This window comes from Lysobacter olei (genome assembly GCF_054777355.1).
This window is the reverse complement of sequence record NZ_BAAHAT010000004.1, coordinates 25,389-41,356: the sequence shown is the minus strand read 5'-3', so window position 1 is coordinate 41,356 and position 15,968 is coordinate 25,389. Positions and strand designations below refer to the sequence as shown.

Below are 15,968 nucleotides of genomic sequence, written 5' to 3'. Positions count from 1 at the left end.
GCACGCCTCAGCGTGAGCGTCGATGCATGGACAACGAGCCCCAAAAAATAGGGCCCGGCAATGCCGGGCCCAAGTTCTTTGCGTTCAATCAGGACTGATCAGTCCTCGGCGCTCTGGTAGTGGGCCATGTACCGACCGGCGGCGACCGCGAAGCCCGCCCGGGTTACGGTCTTGCCCGGATCGAAGTACGCGTGCAGCGTCGGCTGCAGGTCAAACGGTCCCTGGGTAAGCGCGAAGCGCGCATTGATCAGTCCGTGATCCAGTGCCAGTTGCACATAGCCGCGCAGGCTTGCCGGGATACTCGCCGCGTCTTCCACCGGAATGCGTCGACCGTCGTGGAACACCGTGAGGTCGCCATTGAACGCCTGCGCCTGCGACTGCAGTGCCAACGCCTGCACCAGCGAATACGCCAGGCTCACGCGGGTCACGTTGTCGGTCGGACGGAATGCCCCGTTGACCGTGCCCATGACCGGATCCTGCGCCTGACTGAGGTCACGCAGTGCCCCGCCACGGGCCACGACGGCCTCGACGTACGCATACGCCGGGTTGGACGTGTCGACGTCCGTGATGGTGCGCTTGCCGTCGAACGGCAGGTGCTGCCGCACGCTCGCCCCCATCACCAGGTACTGGGCCAGTTCGCTGCGCTTGAGGGTCTGCTCGGGGCGGAACTTCTTGTCCGAGTAGCCATCGACGAGGCGGTTGGCGACGGCATATTCAATGGCCTGGCGCGCCGCGTGGTTGGACACGTCATCCATGCCGGTGTAACCGCCACTCTTGAGGAAGCTGAGCTCACCATTGACCGTGCCCGGCGCGGCGTAACCGTTGGTGGCATTGAGCGGGTCGACGTCCGTGCCCGACACCGAACCGATGCCACGCGCGCTCACCTTCCAGGTTCCGGGCTTGCCCGGTGCCCCCGTGGTCACGGTGTCACCCAGCACTGGCAGCGAGATCGACGACCCATACTTCACGCCGTCAGGATCAGTCAGGACCAGCGCCAGCGTGTTCTCACCGATGGTGGCGCGCGCAGACACCCACGCGATGTCACTGCCCACGGTGAAGGAGTGCTCCTCCACCTCTCCGACCGGTGCAAAGAACACGGAAAACGGCTGGTTCGGCACGCCCCCGGCCAGCACGGCATTGGCATTGAACTCACGAAGCGCATTGACGGTGGCGCCATGGTCGGTGCGCAAGCCCGACGCCTCGGCGACAGCCTCATAGGCATTGATGTGGCCCGTGCCCGCCTCCCAGTACACGCGGCCGGTCATGTTGGTGGCAGTACGCTCGATGATGTCCTTGACCTGGGCCGGCGTGAGGTAGGGGTTGGCCTCCAGCATCAGCGCCACGACGCCTGCCACGTGCGGGGTGGCCATCGAGGTGCCGCTCATGTGGCTGTAGAAGGGCTGGTGTGCCGGGTCCAATGAGCTGTCGTCGGCCAGCAGGTGCAGACCACCGGTCGTGGCGCGCGTGGAGACGATGTCGACGCCGGTGGCAACGATGGTGGGCTCGTTGCTGTAGGTCCAGTTGCGTCCGTCGGGCATGGTGAAGGCACCGGTTTCGCCGCGCTTGCCGCGCGATGAGAACGAAGTCAGCACACCGTCTTTCTCGCCGGCGCCCACCGAAATCACCCACGGGGCCTGCGCGTAGGGGTTGTGGGTGTCTTCGCCCGGGCCGTCGTTGCCGGCGGCGAACACGCTGACGATGCCGCGCTTGTACAGCTCGTAGGTCGCGATATTGACCGGGTTCATCGGCTCGAACTTGCCCGAGGAGCCCCACGAGTTGCTGGTCACGCGGATGGTGTTGGCGTAGGTGAACTGGTTGGTGGCGGCATAGTCCAGGCCACCGACCGCATCGAGGATGAACAGCACCGCGCCCGACCCGTAGCCGACCAGATCGGCGCCCGGGGCCACGCCCCGATACTGGCCGTTGGACTTGGCGCCGGTGCCGCCGATGGTGCCGGCGCAGTGCGTGCCATGGCCTGAGCCCCAGTCCGTGTTGGGAATGCCTTCGAGGTAGGTGATGGGCAGCATGCTGTCCACCGAGGCAAGGTTGGTCACGCCCTGCGTGTTCTGCACCAGGTGATCGCCAAACTTGATGTCGTCGTGCGTGCCGTCCACGCCCGAGTCGTTCACCAGCACGGAAATTCCCTTGCCGCTGTAGGGCACCGCACGGCCGAAATCCGCCGGGTTCTGCACGGTGCGGGCGGCACCGGACATTTCACGCGCCTCTTTGTTGAAGTAGCGCAGCGGTGCGTTGAAATAGATGGAGGCGACGTCGTCGCGCTGGGCAAGCGCACGGATCTCGGCCGGGGTGGCCAACGCGCCGGCAATCGGCAGCGTGCGCATGGTGATGCCCTTGGTGATGCCCAACTGCTGCAGCGCGGCGGTCTGGACGGCGGTAACGGGACCGGACTGCTCGTAGCTGACCACGATCTGCAGTTCTTCGGCTGCACCGGCTTTCTGCATGAGGGCGACCAGCTGAGGGTCGAGGTGGGCATCGGCAAGGGCGACGCCGCTGGCGAGCAGGCCAACGGAGATCGCGGAAAGACGCAGGGGATGGCGGGAGCTACGGCGGGACAACATGGTCTGGGCACTCCGGTGGCTGGCGCCCGGAACTGGGCACGAGACCAGCATGCGAAGCCACTCGCCGCGCTCCCATCCGGATTGCCCCCCAGTGCGTGAGGGGGAATTCCCTCAGCGTCCCTCCCGTCGCTGAACGAAAGCGCCAATGAGTGAAAGTCCCTACAGACGGCCTTCACACGCTGTAGTTAGTCTTAAGCCGCGCCTCTAGGACAGGCGTGGCCCGCCCGCCCAGCCCCCGGACGCGCCGGAACGGACCTCCACAAGCGCCGGGGGCGATCGGTTGGGAGTGGTGGTATGGCAATCCTGAGGTGGACTTCGAAGCTTTTGGTGGCCGGCGTCTTGTGCGCTGCGGGTAATTGGGCGAATGCACAGTCCGCTCTCCCCGTCCTGGTGGACGCCTCCGGCAACGACGCCAGCATCGTGATCGGCGACCCGGTGAACCCGCTGGCCGACGTCACCCTCGTCTTCCAGGACGCGAGCGGCCTGAGCCCGGCCAGCCTGGGGGTTTCGGTACAACAGGTCAGCCTGACGGATCCGACGTTTCTGGCGCGACTCCCCGACGTCAGCCTCACCGCCCTGCCCTCCGCGCTGCCGCTTCTGATCACCATCGAGCCGCCGGCGAACGGCGGCCTGACATTCCGCAACACCGGCCGTCTGGAGATCCACACGCACGCACTGGCCTACGCACCCGGCAGTGCGTTCCGCGTGCTCAAGGCGCCGTTGGGCGGCAACTTTCGCGACGTAAGCGATGAGATCGCCCAGGGCAGCGTCCGGGCCCGCACAACCTACGGCGGCTTTTCCCAGTTCCTGATCGTGACCGACCTGCGCCCGACCGGTGTCGTCATCAACGAAAAAATCGCCTACCTGCGCGATCACATCAGTGCCCTCCCCCTGAGCGAGCGGCAACCGTTCACCGCCAAGCTCGACCTTGCCCAAGCCGCAATCGCCGCCGGAGACTACGCCGCCGCACTGGGCGCCATCGACGACATCCGCGCGCGCGCCCAGGCGCGGGCCGGCAGCTTCCTGGCCAACGAGTGGCGCGCAACCCGCGACGTGACCAACCACGCGGGCGAACTGGTGGCGGGCGCGGCGACCCTGCGCTTCAGCGTGGCCTACCTGCGCGATTACGGGCAGTAAGCCACCTGCCCATTCGGCTGCCCCATCCCGGATATAAGATGGGGCCATGCCGGCCCGCCTGATCGTCTACCCGCCCGACGCCGCCGCACTGACCCGTTGGGTGGACGCGGGGGCGCGGCTTCGCATCGGCCGGAACTCGGACTGCGATCTCGTGCTGGGGCATTCGTCGGTATCCCGCACCCATGCCGAACTCGTCGAAGACGCCGGCCACTGGCGCCTCAACGACCTGGGCAGCAAGAACGGCACCTTCATCGATGGCATTGCCACGCTCGGCCAGGCCTTGCCGCGCAACGCATGGCTGCGCCTGGGCGACGTGCACTGCGAATTCGAGGTATTTGACGACGGACAGGCCCGCGCGCTGCGTGACCGCCAGCAGGAGCGCCGCGCTCTCTCGATGGCCGCCACCCGCCGCATCGCGGCCCACCACGACGCCGACTCGCTGCTGGACGACGTGCTGCGCGGCGTGGTTGAACTGGCCGGCTGCTCGCGCGGCTTCATGTTGCTCGCCAACGGCAACGATTTCGCCGTGTGTGCCAGCCTGCTCCTGGATCCGGCCGTGATGGACCCGAACGTGTTCCAAGGCAGCGTGGGCGCGGTGCAACGTGCGCTGGAAAGCGGCATGCCGGTCGTGGTCAACCACGTGGACCGCGAACCCTGGCTGGCGCGCCGACAATCCGTCGCTGGCAGCGGGCTGCAGAGCCTGGTCTGCCTGCCGCTGCTTGACCACGGCCGCACCGTCGGCGCCATTTACGCCGACCGCAGCGAACCGGGCGAGCCGATCACCGACTTTGACCTTGAACTGCTCGGCGCGTTCGCCGAGAGCGCCACCCTGTGGCTGCTGGCCCGCCGAGCGATGCAGTCGCTCGACAGTGCGCCGCGGTGGGGCACCGTGGTGCATCGCGTCGGCGCGGAGGCGGCGCCGTGACCGACCCCGCCCCACCCACTGCCACCAGCGTCCAGGCGTCGCAGCACTTTGCTCCGGGCACGCTCCTAGGCGGCCGCTTCCGCGTCGAGTCGATGCTCGGCATCGGCGGCATGGGCGTGGTGTACCGCGCCACCGACACGGCACTGAACGTGCCGGTCGCGCTCAAGCTGCTGCGTCCCGAGTTGGCGAGCCGGCCCGATGCGTTCGAGCGCTTTCGCCAGGAGTTGTTGATGGCGCGGCAGGTGTCGAGCCCGCGCGTCGTGCGGATCCACGACCTGGCCCAGCACGAGGGCCAGTGGATGATCAGCATGGACTTCGTCGATGGCGAAGGCCTCGACCACCTGATCGACCGGGACGGGCCGCTGCCGGTCGAGCGCGCCACCCGCATTGCGCGGCAATTGGCCGAGGGCCTCGCCGCCGCGCATGCGCGGAGCGTGGTTCATCGGGACCTGAAGCCCGCCAACGTGCTGGTGGACGGCGACGGCGATGCGTACATCAGCGACTTTGGCGTGGCGCGCTCGCTCGCCAGCCAAGGACTGACCCAAACCGGGGCGGTGGTGGGCACGCCGGACTACCTTTCACCGGAACAGGCGCGCGGTGAGGCGGTGGATGCCCGAAGCGACCTCTATGCGCTCGGCCTGATCCTGTACGAAATGCTGACCGGGAGAATGCCTTTTGCCGGAGCCACGGTCAGTGAAGCGCTCGCGCAGCGGATGGTACGCACGCCCCCGCCGGTCACGCGCCATCGACCGGACGTCCCGCCTTGGCTGGCGCGGCTGATCGACCGCCTCCTGCGTCCCCAGCCCGCACACCGGCTGCAGCGGGCCGAGGACGTGATTCACGCGATCGACCGACGCGAAGTGCCACGTGAGTGGCGATTGTGGTCACGCGGGTGGTGGAGCCTAGCGCTGGCGCTGGCCGTGTCGCTTGGCGCCGTCGCGGTCTGGCAGTGGCGACAGGCCCCTGCGCCAGCGGGCGTGTCTGCGGTCGCTCCCTTGCATCGCCTGCTGGTGTTGCCAGTGGCATCGGCAAACGGGTCGCTGGATGCAATGCAGCGGGTGGGAATGGCGGCGCTGCTGCGTCAGGCGCTGGCCTCCGGCAGCACCCTCGCGGTCGTCGACGAGGAGCGCACGCAACAGGGACTGCGCCAGTTGGATCCCACCGGCACCACACGCTTGGACGTACCAGCGCTGCAACGCATCGTCGGCGCGGATCGCACGCTGCTGGTCGACGCAAGCGGCGCCGGCGCGCGCTGGCAGGCTTCCGCCCGACTCGTGGGCCCAGGCGAAGCACCACTGCAGGTCCGTGCCGTCGGCAACGATGCCGCCGGTGCCGTGCAAGCGTTGCTCACGGATCCCGCGCTGACACCGGCATTGGGTGGCCGTGCCTTGAACTTGGGGGCGCCGAGCGACCGGCAGGCTCTGGGTCTTTACGGCGCTGGCCTGACGGCATGGCAGCAGGGACGCCCAGCGGATGCGCTCACGCAATGGAGCCGCGCCACCGAGCGGGCCCCCGGGTTCATCGCCGCATGGCAGGCGAAATCCGAAGTCGCGCATCTGATTGGCGAGCACGATGTGGCCTACGACGCCATTGAGCGTGGGCAAGCCAGTGCGAAGACCGCCCCCGCGGCCCTCCTGCAACGGCTCAATGCGGACCGTGCCATGCTCGATGGCGACGCGCCTGCGGCGGCCGCCATCTGGCGCGCCAGGCTGCAAGCTGCGCCCGATGACACCTTTGCCGAACTGCAGTGGGCACGTGCACTCGGAAGCGGCGGTGACTTCAAGGCGGCCACCCAACGCCTGCAGACACTCACCACACGCGACCCCAACGATCCGCGCGCGTGGTTCGAACTGGGCAAGTTCTCGATCCTGCAGGGCGATGCACGACGCGCCGTCGATGATTACCTGGTACGGGCGCTGGTCCTGTATAAGCGCAGCGGCAATCGCTTTGGCGAAGGCGAGACCGTCAACGCGATGGGCATCGGCTACGCCCGCCTCGGCCAGCACGCCGACGCGGAGGAGCAGTACCGCAAGGCCATCGAATTGCGCCGCGGCGTCGGCAATCGACGCGGTCTGGCCACAAGCCTGCGCAACCTGGGCTCGGCCCTCAGCCAGCGCGGCGAGTTCGCGCAGGCCGCCACCCATCTGGAACAGGCCCGCGCATTACATGAATCGCTCGGTGACCGGGGTGGCCTCGCCGCGGTGGAACAGGAACTCGGGCTATTGGCCGAGGAGCGCGGCGATTACCCTGCCGCGCTGGCGGCTTTCCGTCGCGCCCTGCAGACATGGCAACAGGTCGGTGACCCCCGGGGCACCGCCATGGTGCTTAACGACATCGGCTTTGCGCACTTCCAGTTGGGCAACTACGACGACGCCCAGGCCTATCTGGCGCAATCGGCATCGGCCAGCGCGACGTTGGGGGACGACACCGGCCGCATCCGCGCCCAGCAGAACCAGGGCCTCGTCGCAATGGTGCGTGGGCAATGGCCCGAGGCGCGCAAATTGTTCGAGCAAACCCGCGACGTGGCCGAAGCACAGCAGATGCTGGAAGAAGCTGCTGTCAGCTACCGCAATCTCACCGAACTGGCGCTGCTGCAAGGCCACGTCGACGACGCACTGGCGCACGCCGACAAGGCCGCCGCGCTGTTTCGCCAACGCAACGATGACCGCGGCCTGCTGGACGTCGACCTGCTGCGCGCCCAAGCGCTGATGGCGGCCCATGCCGACACCGACGCGCGCGCCATCCTCGACGGCATTTCCAAAGCCATTACCACCGCATCCAGCGAACAGCAGGCCATCGCCGCCCTGGTCAGAGCGGAACTGGCACATCGCCGAGGCAGCCACACGGACGACGCGAAGGCCTTGCGCGAAGCCGCGCGACTGGCCAAGGCATCAGGCGTCCGCAGTCTGATCCTTCAGGCTGCATTGCAGGGTGCGCACCATGCCCCGATGGCCGCGTCGTTGGAAGCCAACGCCTCGGCACTGGGCCACTTGCCGCTGCGCCTGCAGTGGGCACGCCTCTCCATGCAACGCGCGCTGGACGATCAACAACCCACGCGCGCCGCCATGATCTATCGACACACGCTCCCCATGCTGCGCAAGCGTGATCATCTCGACGCCGCGCTGCTGCACACGCTCGGCGCGTCAGCCTTGCGTACCGAAGGTGACGCCGATGCCGCGGCCAGTGCGTTGCGCAGTGCGGTTGCCGCCTGGGCCACACGGCGCGACCACGTGCCATCAGAACGTCGCGCCGCATTCGACGCCGCCACCGACCAGGCACGGCCAACGCCCGCCGCCGTGGAGCCACGCCATGGATGACCTCGTTCGGCTGCGCCAGCAATACCAGGACCTGCTCGACCGCCTGCAACGCAACGAGCGCGAATTTCGCCGCCTTGGCCGCGCGGTGTGGCGGGTCCAGGAAGACGAACGTCGCCGTCTCGCCCGCGAGTTGCACGATGGCCTGGGCCAGAATCTCACGGTCCTCAAGCACCGGTTGTCGCAGGTTACCCATGCGTTGCCTGCGGACGACAACGGCATCCGGACACAACTCGAAGGCGCCATCGCGCTGTGCAGCGACACCCTCGAAGACACACGCAACCTCTCGCGGCTGCTGCGCCCCCCGATCCTCGACGACCTCGGCCTGGAGGCGGCATTGCGATGGCTGGTTCGCGCACAGTCAGAGGCCAGTGGCGTCGACGTGGTGCTGGACCTCGAGCCCCTGCCGCCCCTTGCCGGCGAGGTGCAGACCCTGCTGTTCCGCGTGGCACAGGAAGCGTTGAACAATGCGATCAAGCACGCCCGCGGCCATAGCGTGCTGGTCCGCCTGGTGACGCGCAGCGGCCGCGTGCAGTTGCAGGTCATCGACGATGGCGATGGCTTCGACGTCACGGCGGCCCTGCACTCCGGCGGCAGCGGCCTTGGTGGTATGCGCGAACGTGTCCGCCTCTACGAAGGCCAGTTCGACGTGCAATCCGCGCCAGGCCAGGGAACCCGGGTGCGGGTCTCCGTGCCAGTGGCGGCGCCGCCCCCGTCTTGACGCCGCGACGCGGCCCGCGCAGGGTGGTGTCATGCCACTGGGGCCCATCCGAATCCTGATCGCCGACGACCACACACTGGTCAGGGAGAGCCTTGTCGGCCTGCTTCAGGCCGAGGGCGATGTCCAGGTGGTCGCACAGGCCGCCGACGGCTTCGAGACCGTCGAAAAGGCCATCGCCACGCGACCGGACATTGTGGTCACGGATCTGTCCATGCCCCGTCTCAGCGGCATTGAGGTGGTCCGCCGCCTGAAGGAAGCCCTTCCCAATACCCGGGTGCTGGTGTTGACCATGCACCAGGAGGACGAGTACGTGCTGCAGGCCGTGCGCGCGGGCGCCAGCGGCTATCTGGTCAAGGACAGCGCCGCCGCCGATCTGCTGGCCGCGGTGCGAAACCTCCAAGCCGGCCGAGGTCATTTCGGCCCGCAGGCCGCGCGCATCCTCGCCGACCAGTTGCAGAACCCTGACCGTGGCGTGGATGACCCTTATGGCCGGCTGACGGCCCGCGAACGCGAGGTCTTCCACCTGATCGCCGAAGGCCTGACGACCAAGGAAATCGCACGCAAACTCGACATCAGCGCCAAGACCGCCGAGAACCATCGCGCCCGGGTCCTCGACAAGGTTGGTGTCCGCAACACCGCCGAGCTGGTTCGGTATGCACTGCGCAAGGGACTGATGGACTAAGGCGACCCCGCCCGACCGCATCCCGCGTCCACCATGCGCCGTAGTATGCTCGGACTCCCCAATCACGGAGCGAGCGAATGAAGTTGATGCGATGGACCGGTCTGGCCCTGTGTGCCGCGCTTCTGGCCAGCTGCGCGAGCGGCCCGGTCCGCCGGGTCTCCGAGCCGGCCGCGCGCATCCAGCAACTGACCGTCCGTGCCGATGGCCACTGGTCCATCGACCTGCGCCTTGAGAACTTCAGCAGCGTCGCCATGCGCTTTGACCGCGTTGACCTCGCCCTGACCATCGCCGGCCAGGAGGCCGGTCGACTGACCGCGCAGCCGGCGCTCTCGGTCGGCAAGGAGTCGGCCGACGTCGTCACCGTCACCCTGGCCCCGACCGCGGCCGCCAAGCTGGCCGTCGCCGATGCGCTCGCCGCCGGCCGCGGCGTGGACTACACGCTGAAGGGCACCGTCGACGCCACGCCGGACGAAGCCAAGCAACGCAACTTCAAGATCGATCGCAGCAGTGCGCTGAGTCCCGCGCCCGGCTTGCCCGGCGTGCTGCGCTGACCCCTTCCACCACCGCCCCCTCTTGTATCCGGTCCCGCCATGAGCAGCTACAAAGCCCCCCTCAACGACATCCGCTTCGCCCTGTTCGACGTCATGGGTGCCGATGCGCAATTCCAGCGTCTTGGGTTCGACGAGGCGTCTCGTGACGTGATCGACGCGATCCTCGACGAAGCCGCCCGCTTTACCGAAACCGTGCTCGCCCCGCTCAATGCCGTCGGCGATCGCGAAGGCTGCAAGCTCGACCCGTCCACCGGCGAAGTCACGGTTCCCTCCGGCTTCAAGCCGGCGTTCGACCAGTTCGTCGAAGGCGGCTGGACCGGCCTCACCTCACCGGTGGAGTTCGGCGGCCAGTCCATGCCGCAAACGCTGGGTTTCCCGCTCAAGGAGATGATCAACTCCGCCAACCTGGCCTGGGGCAACTTCCCGCTGCTGTCGCACGGCGCCACCGAAGCCTTGTTGCACTTCGGCACCGACTGGCAGCGCGAAGTGTTCCTCAAGCCGCTGGTGGATGGCCGTTGGACCGGCACCATGTGCCTCACCGAACCGCACTGCGGCAGTGACCTGGGCTTGCTCAAGACCAAGGCCGAGCCCACCGCCGATGGCACTTTCGCCATCTCTGGTACCAAGATCTTCATTACCGCCGGCGAGCACTCGCTGACCGACAACATCGTCCACCTCGTGCTGGCGCGCCTGCCGGACGCGCCCGCCGGCGTGAAGGGCATTTCGCTTTTCGTCGTGCCCAAGTTCAAGGTCGCACCCGATGGAACCCAGGGCGAGCGCAACGCCGTGCGTTGCGGCAGCCTCGAGCACAAGATGGGCATCCACGGTTCGGCGACGTGCGTGATGAACTTCGACGGTGCCGAAGGCTACATCGTCGGCGAACCGAACAAGGGCCTGATGGCCATGTTCGCCATGATGAATTCCGCGCGCCTGGGCGTGGGGGTGCAGGGCCTGGCCCTCTCCGAGCGCGCGCAGCAGAACGCGCTGCGCTATTCACGTGAACGCCTGCAGATGCGCGCGCTGTCCGGCCCGCAGTTTCCCGACAAGCCGGCCGACCCGATCATCGTCCACCCCGATGTGCGCCGCATGCTGCTGACCTGCAAAGCGCTGATCGAAGGCGGCCGGGTGATGTCGTACCACGCCGGCCTGCAGCTCGACATCGCCCATGCCGCCACTGATGCCGCCGAGCGCGAGCAGGCCGATGCACTGGCTGGCTTCCTGACGCCCATCGTCAAGGCGTGCCTCACGGAATGGGGCGTGGAGTGCACCTACCACGCCGTGCAATGTTTCGGCGGCCACGGCTACATCGCCGAGCACGGCATGGAGCAGCTGGCGCGCGATGCGCGCATCACGACCTTGTACGAAGGCACCACGGGCATCCAGGCACTCGACCTCCTGGGGCGCAAGGTCATGCAGCTCAAGGGGGCCGGGCTGCGAGCCTTCCTCGCGATGGTCGAGCAGTTCTGCACGGAACATGCCGACAATGCCGCCGTTGCCGAATTCATCGGCCCGCTGCGTGACAAGGCGACGCAGTGGCAGCAGCTCACCCAGCAGGTCGGCCAGCGCGCGGTAGGCAACCCGGACGAGATCGGCGCGGCCGCATACGACTACCTGATGTTTTCCGGCTACGTCGCCTTGGCCTACTGGTGGGCGCGCAACGTGGCCGCCAGCGAAGCCTCGTCGCAGTCGGAGGCGTTCAAGGCCGGCAAGCGCGAGACCGCGCGCTTCTACTTCGCGCGCCTCCTGCCACGCACGCTGACCCACGCGGCCGCCATCGAAAGCGGTGCCGGGACACTGACCGCACTCGACGCCGACGCGTTCGACGCCTGACGTCCAGGGAAGCCCGGCGCGGTGTCCCCGCGCCGCGGCTACCCCGCCCGCCCCCTGGCGGGGTAGCAAATTCGTCACCAAAGGCGTATATCCTTGATCTCCAATGGAGACTGACAGAGCGATCCTGCGCCTTGTCCAATCCGGCACGCTGGCCAACCACGGGTGGCGTGATCCGGACAGTCCCCGCTTCACTCCGCGCATCGTCCCGCGCCATTCCGCCGAACAGTTCAACGCGATCCGCCTGCTGGCCCTGGATGCGCACGGGCGCGCCCTGGACTGGATCAACTGGCAGGACGCCGCATGCCTGTATGCCCGCGATGCGGTCGCCTGGACACTGGGTGACCCATGCATGGAAGTGCATGGCGGCACCTGCCGCCGGACCGGCGTGCGCAGTGTCATCGCGCTGCACCCGATCGTGGCAGGACGGGGCCATCCGCACGCGCGCGCGCTGTCGCCCACGCCGACACTGACCAATCCCGCGCTGTTCGCGCGCGACGGCTACCTGTGCCTGTATTGCGGCCGGGGCTTCAGCCGCGCCCACCTCACCCGCGATCACGTGCTGCCGGTGTCCAAGGGCGGACGCGACACATGGGAAAATGTGGTGGCCGCCTGCTTCCCGTGCAATTCACGCAAGAGCAACCGCACCCCGCAACAGGCCGACATGCCTTTGCTGGCCGTACCCTACCGGCCCAGCTGGATCGAGCATCTGATCCTGTCCAACCGCAACATCCTGGCCGACCAGATGACCTTCCTGAAAAACCAGTTGCCGCGTAACGCGCGATCGTCGGCTTGACCCCTGCACGCATTCGGAAACTGCCCAGCGGCGCACATTCGCCAAGCCCTTGCCGCGTTGACGATTGATCCAGCCTCCGCAACACTCAGCTGAATCAATCTGCAACGGTGAAACGATGTCACTGACCCTCGGCCTGACCGGAATGGATCCGGACACCGAATCCGCCCTCAGGCACGCGTTCACCGAGGCCTCCGCTGAACTGGGCGGGCTCTGGCAACTCGAGTCCGAATCCGATGCCGCCTTTGTCGTGGTGGACATGGACACCCTGTACGGCCCGATGAGCTGGCTGCGCCTGCATGCCGCCGAGAAGTCGGTCATCGGCTTGACCACAGCCTCGCGTACCCAGGCGGACTTCCGGCTGGAGCGTCCGTTCACCGCAGAGAGTCTGGCCGCCGTGCTCGGCGAGATCGCCCAATCCCTGGGCCAGCAGATTGTCCCAGCGCCCGTCGCGGCGGGCGTAACGAATGCGGCACTCCAGACGCCTTCGGCGCTGGCGCCGGAGCCGGAGGCCGAGACCATGGAAGTGGCATCCCTGGCGGTCTTCGCCGACCTTGCCGACGCGATCCCCTCAGGTGGCCGGGAGACCGCGCCCCCGGAATCACCGCCGACGCCCGCCATGGAGGCACCCGCCCCCACGGCCGAACACATCGCGGCACCCGCCGAGGAGGTGGCTGCTCAGTCGACTCCGATAGCCGCGGCGGCTGAGGTTGCTCCGGCTCCCATGGCCCCGCCCGCTGGTGACGCGGCTGAGGCGGCTGAGGCGGCTCCGGCTGCTCCGGTTGCTCCGGTTGCAGAGGCTCCTCCAGCCGCTCCTGCTGCACCAGCACTCACTTCCCTGGCCAATTGGCTCGCGTCGGGGCAACTCAAGGGGCGCCACCGCATCCGAACGGGCCAGATCTCCGTCATGATCGATCCTGCAGCCCAGGTGTACTTCGGCCCGCCTGCGCTCAAGCCATTAACCGAACTCTTCACGAGCGGCTTGAATCAGGACGCTTTCGAGCCTGTGGACGATGCGACGTGGCAGCAGGCCACCCCGGCACTGGGCGCCTCACAGCCGCTTTCGCGCTTGGTGTGGTTTGACGGCCTGATCGGCGGCGCGGGCGCGCTGGTGGCCGGCTATGACCCCCACGAACGCTTCCACCTGCTCAAGTGGCCGCAAACCGAACGCGAGTACCCCAAGCACTTCCGCATCGCCACCGTAATGATGAAGGGGCCGGCCACGCTCGCTGAAATCACCGAGGCCAGCGGCGTGGCCCGCGAGGACGTCAACGATTTCGTCAACGCCAGCCTGGCCACCGGTTTCGCCCAGCCATACCGCGAGCCGGAACCCGAACCGGAAGCTTCGAAGTCGGGCGGGCTGTTCGGACGCCTGCGCGGGCGCTGAGTCCCGATCCACCCGCCCCGGCGTACGGGGCGGTATGCCTTGCCGCACTCCCGGCGTCGCGGGACAATGACAGGCTAACCGTCATACTGCGACGAGATGATCGATCCGCAACGCTACCCGCGCCTGTCGCGCATTGCCCTGCCTGCCGACCTGCGCCAGTTCCCCGAATCGGAACTGCCGGCGATCGCCGATGAACTGCGCGCGTACCTGATCGAACAGGTCGCCAAGGTCGGCGGCCATTTCGGCGCCGGCTTGGGCGTGATCGAGCTGACCGTCGCCCTGCACTGGCTGTACGAGACGCCCGTCGACCGCCTGGTCTGGGACGTCGGCCACCAGTGCTACCCGCACAAGATCCTCACCGGTCGCCGCGACACGATCAGCACGGTCAAGCAGAAGGACGGCGTCGCGCCGTTCCCCAAGCGCGAAGAGTCCGAATACGACACCTTTGGCGTCGGCCATTCGTCCACGTCCATTTCCGCCGCACTCGGCATGGCGATCGCCCTGCAGCGCATGGGCGACGAGCGCAAGGTCGTGGCGGTGATTGGCGACGGCGCGATCACGGGCGGCATGGCGTTCGAGGCACTGGCCCACGGCGGCGGCATGGGCGACCAGCCTGGCGGCATCGAGCCGAACCTGCTGGTGATCCTCAACGACAACCAGATGTCGATCTCGGAGAACGTCGGCGGCGTCACGCGCATGCTCGGCCGGCTCTCCGGCAGTCGCACGCTCAACGCGATCCGCGAGGGCGGCAAGAAGCTGCTGGGCGACAAGCACGGCGCGCCGGCGCGCTTCGTCAAGCGCTGGGAAGAGCAGTGGAAGGGCATGGTGCTGCCATCCACCTTCTTCGAAGAGTTGGGCTTCCACTACACCGGCCCCATCGATGGCCACGACATGGGCGCGCTGGTGGGCGCGCTGAAGACGCTGAAGGGCCTGAAGGGCCCGCAGTTGCTCCACATCATCACCACCAAGGGCAAGGGCTACGAACTCGCCGAGGGCGACCAGATCGGCTACCACGCGGTCAGCCCGTTCGACCCCGCGCAGGGCATGGTCAGCAAGGGCGGCGCGAAGAAGCCGACCTATACCGACGTGTTCGGCGACTGGCTGTGTGACATGGCCGCAGCCGACCCCAAGCTGATGGGCATTACCCCCGCGATGCGCGAAGGCTCGGGCTTGGTGCGCTTCAGCAAGGAATACCCGCAGCGCTACTTCGACGTGGCCATCGCGGAGCAGCATGCGGTGACCTTGGCCGCGGGCATGGCCTGCGAAGCCGCCAAGCCCGTCGTCGCGATCTACTCGACCTTCCTGCAGCGCGGCTATGACCAGCTGGTGCATGACGTCGCCATCCAGGAGCTGGACGTGCTGTTCGCGATCGACCGCGGCGGCGTGGTCGGTCCAGACGGCGCCACGCATGCCGGCAATCTCGACCTGAGTTACCTGCGCTGCGTGCCCAACATGCTGGTCATGGCGCCTGCCGACGAGAACGAGTGCCGGCAGATGCTCACCACGGGCCACCTGCACCCGGGTCCGGCGGCGGTGCGCTACCCGCGCGGCACGGGGCCCGGCGTGCCGGTGCAGGCGGAATTGCATCCGCTGCCAATCGGCCAGGCGCAACTGCGACGCGAAGGCCGCGGCGTGGCCCTGCTCGCGTTCGGTGCCATCGTGCCGGCCGCGGAACAGGTGGGCGCGGAACTGGGCCTGACCGTGGTCAACATGCGCTTCGTCAAACCGCTGGACCGCGACATGATCCTGTCGCTGGCCAAGACCCACGATGGCTTCGTCACGTTGGAAGACAATGTCGTGGCCGGTGGTGCGGGCAGCGGTGTGGCCGAGTTGCTGGCGGCCGAAGGCATCACGAGGCCCGTGCTGCACCTGGGTCTGCCAGACGCATTCCAGCACCACGCCAGCCGCGAGCAACTGCTGGCAGAGGCGGGGCTCGACGTGGCCGGCATCCGCACGGCAGTGCTGGCGCGCTGGCCGCACCTGTCGCCGGAAGCGGCAAGCCAGAGCGCGGTGGGCTGACACGCAGCCCCATCGCGCTGGGGGTGGATGCGC

General features: G+C 67.7%; 11 protein-coding genes. 10 read left to right on the top strand and 1 reads right to left on the bottom strand.

The features are described 5' to 3' along the window. Positions 1 to 98 precede the first annotated feature (98 nt). Positions 99 to 2,579, bottom strand: coding sequence for a S8 family serine peptidase (locus ACYVBS_RS06835; RefSeq protein ID WP_460822669.1), 2,481 nt, complete (start codon positions 2,577 to 2,579; stop codon positions 99 to 101). Between the two features lie 327 nt (positions 2,580 to 2,906). On the opposite strand from ACYVBS_RS06835, the gene ACYVBS_RS06830 reads away from it, so the two are divergent. The 10 genes from ACYVBS_RS06830 (at position 2,907) to dxs (ending at position 15,935) form a co-directional block, all read left to right on the top strand. Further along, positions 2,907 to 3,716, top strand: coding sequence for a DUF6689 family protein (locus ACYVBS_RS06830; protein ID WP_460822667.1), 810 nt, complete (start codon positions 2,907 to 2,909; stop codon positions 3,714 to 3,716). A gap of 46 nt (positions 3,717 to 3,762) precedes the next feature. Continuing rightward, complete coding sequence (locus ACYVBS_RS06825) at positions 3,763 to 4,641, top strand: FHA domain-containing protein (protein WP_460822665.1); 879 nt, start codon at positions 3,763 to 3,765, stop codon at positions 4,639 to 4,641. Continuing rightward, positions 4,638 to 7,958, top strand: coding sequence for a protein kinase domain-containing protein (locus ACYVBS_RS06820; RefSeq protein ID WP_460822664.1), 3,321 nt, complete (start codon positions 4,638 to 4,640; stop codon positions 7,956 to 7,958). Before ACYVBS_RS06825 ends, ACYVBS_RS06820 begins: the two co-directional genes overlap by 4 nt. Beyond that, a complete protein-coding gene (locus tag ACYVBS_RS06815) occupies positions 7,951 to 8,676 on the top strand; it encodes a sensor histidine kinase (protein WP_460822662.1) in 726 nt (241 codons plus the stop codon). Before ACYVBS_RS06820 ends, ACYVBS_RS06815 begins: the two co-directional genes overlap by 8 nt. 31 nt (positions 8,677 to 8,707) lie before the next feature. Continuing rightward, positions 8,708 to 9,358 (top strand): response regulator, encoded by a 651-nt coding sequence (locus tag ACYVBS_RS06810; protein WP_460822661.1) that lies wholly within the window; start codon positions 8,708 to 8,710, stop codon positions 9,356 to 9,358. Positions 9,359 to 9,435: 77 nt separating this feature from the next. After that, positions 9,436 to 9,909, top strand: a complete 474-nt coding sequence (locus ACYVBS_RS06805) for an LEA/WHy family protein (RefSeq protein WP_460822660.1) — start codon at positions 9,436 to 9,438, stop codon at positions 9,907 to 9,909. A 39-nt stretch (positions 9,910 to 9,948) separates the two neighbouring features. After that, positions 9,949 to 11,739, top strand: coding sequence for an acyl-CoA dehydrogenase C-terminal domain-containing protein (locus tag ACYVBS_RS06800; protein ID WP_460822659.1), 1,791 nt, complete (start codon positions 9,949 to 9,951; stop codon positions 11,737 to 11,739). Positions 11,740 to 11,842: 103 nt separating this feature from the next. Beyond that, positions 11,843 to 12,532: an HNH endonuclease gene (locus ACYVBS_RS06795; RefSeq protein WP_460822658.1), complete on the top strand. Its 690-nt coding sequence runs from the start codon at positions 11,843 to 11,845 to the stop codon at positions 12,530 to 12,532. Between the two features lie 115 nt (positions 12,533 to 12,647). After that, positions 12,648 to 13,916 (top strand): hypothetical protein, encoded by a 1,269-nt coding sequence (locus ACYVBS_RS06790; RefSeq protein ID WP_460822657.1) that lies wholly within the window; start codon positions 12,648 to 12,650, stop codon positions 13,914 to 13,916. 96 nt (positions 13,917 to 14,012) lie between these two features. After that, positions 14,013 to 15,935 (top strand): 1-deoxy-D-xylulose-5-phosphate synthase, encoded by a 1,923-nt coding sequence (gene dxs, locus ACYVBS_RS06785; protein WP_460822656.1) that lies wholly within the window; start codon positions 14,013 to 14,015, stop codon positions 15,933 to 15,935. Positions 15,936 to 15,968 lie beyond the last annotated feature (33 nt).

Coding starts and splice junctions, on each gene's coding strand:
- ACYVBS_RS06835 (WP_460822669.1), bottom strand. CDS start 2,579: ATGTTGTCCCGCCGTAGCTCCCGCCATCCCCTGCGTCTTTCCGCGATC.
- ACYVBS_RS06825 (WP_460822665.1), top strand. CDS start 3,763: ATGCCGGCCCGCCTGATCGTCTACCCGCCCGACGCCGCCGCACTGACC.
- ACYVBS_RS06815 (WP_460822662.1), top strand. CDS start 7,951: ATGGATGACCTCGTTCGGCTGCGCCAGCAATACCAGGACCTGCTCGAC.
- ACYVBS_RS06810 (WP_460822661.1), top strand. CDS start 8,708: ATGCCACTGGGGCCCATCCGAATCCTGATCGCCGACGACCACACACTG.
- ACYVBS_RS06805 (WP_460822660.1), top strand. CDS start 9,436: ATGAAGTTGATGCGATGGACCGGTCTGGCCCTGTGTGCCGCGCTTCTG.
- ACYVBS_RS06800 (WP_460822659.1), top strand. CDS start 9,949: ATGAGCAGCTACAAAGCCCCCCTCAACGACATCCGCTTCGCCCTGTTC.
- ACYVBS_RS06795 (WP_460822658.1), top strand. CDS start 11,843: ATGGAGACTGACAGAGCGATCCTGCGCCTTGTCCAATCCGGCACGCTG.
- ACYVBS_RS06790 (WP_460822657.1), top strand. CDS start 12,648: ATGTCACTGACCCTCGGCCTGACCGGAATGGATCCGGACACCGAATCC.
- dxs (WP_460822656.1), top strand. CDS start 14,013: ATGATCGATCCGCAACGCTACCCGCGCCTGTCGCGCATTGCCCTGCCT.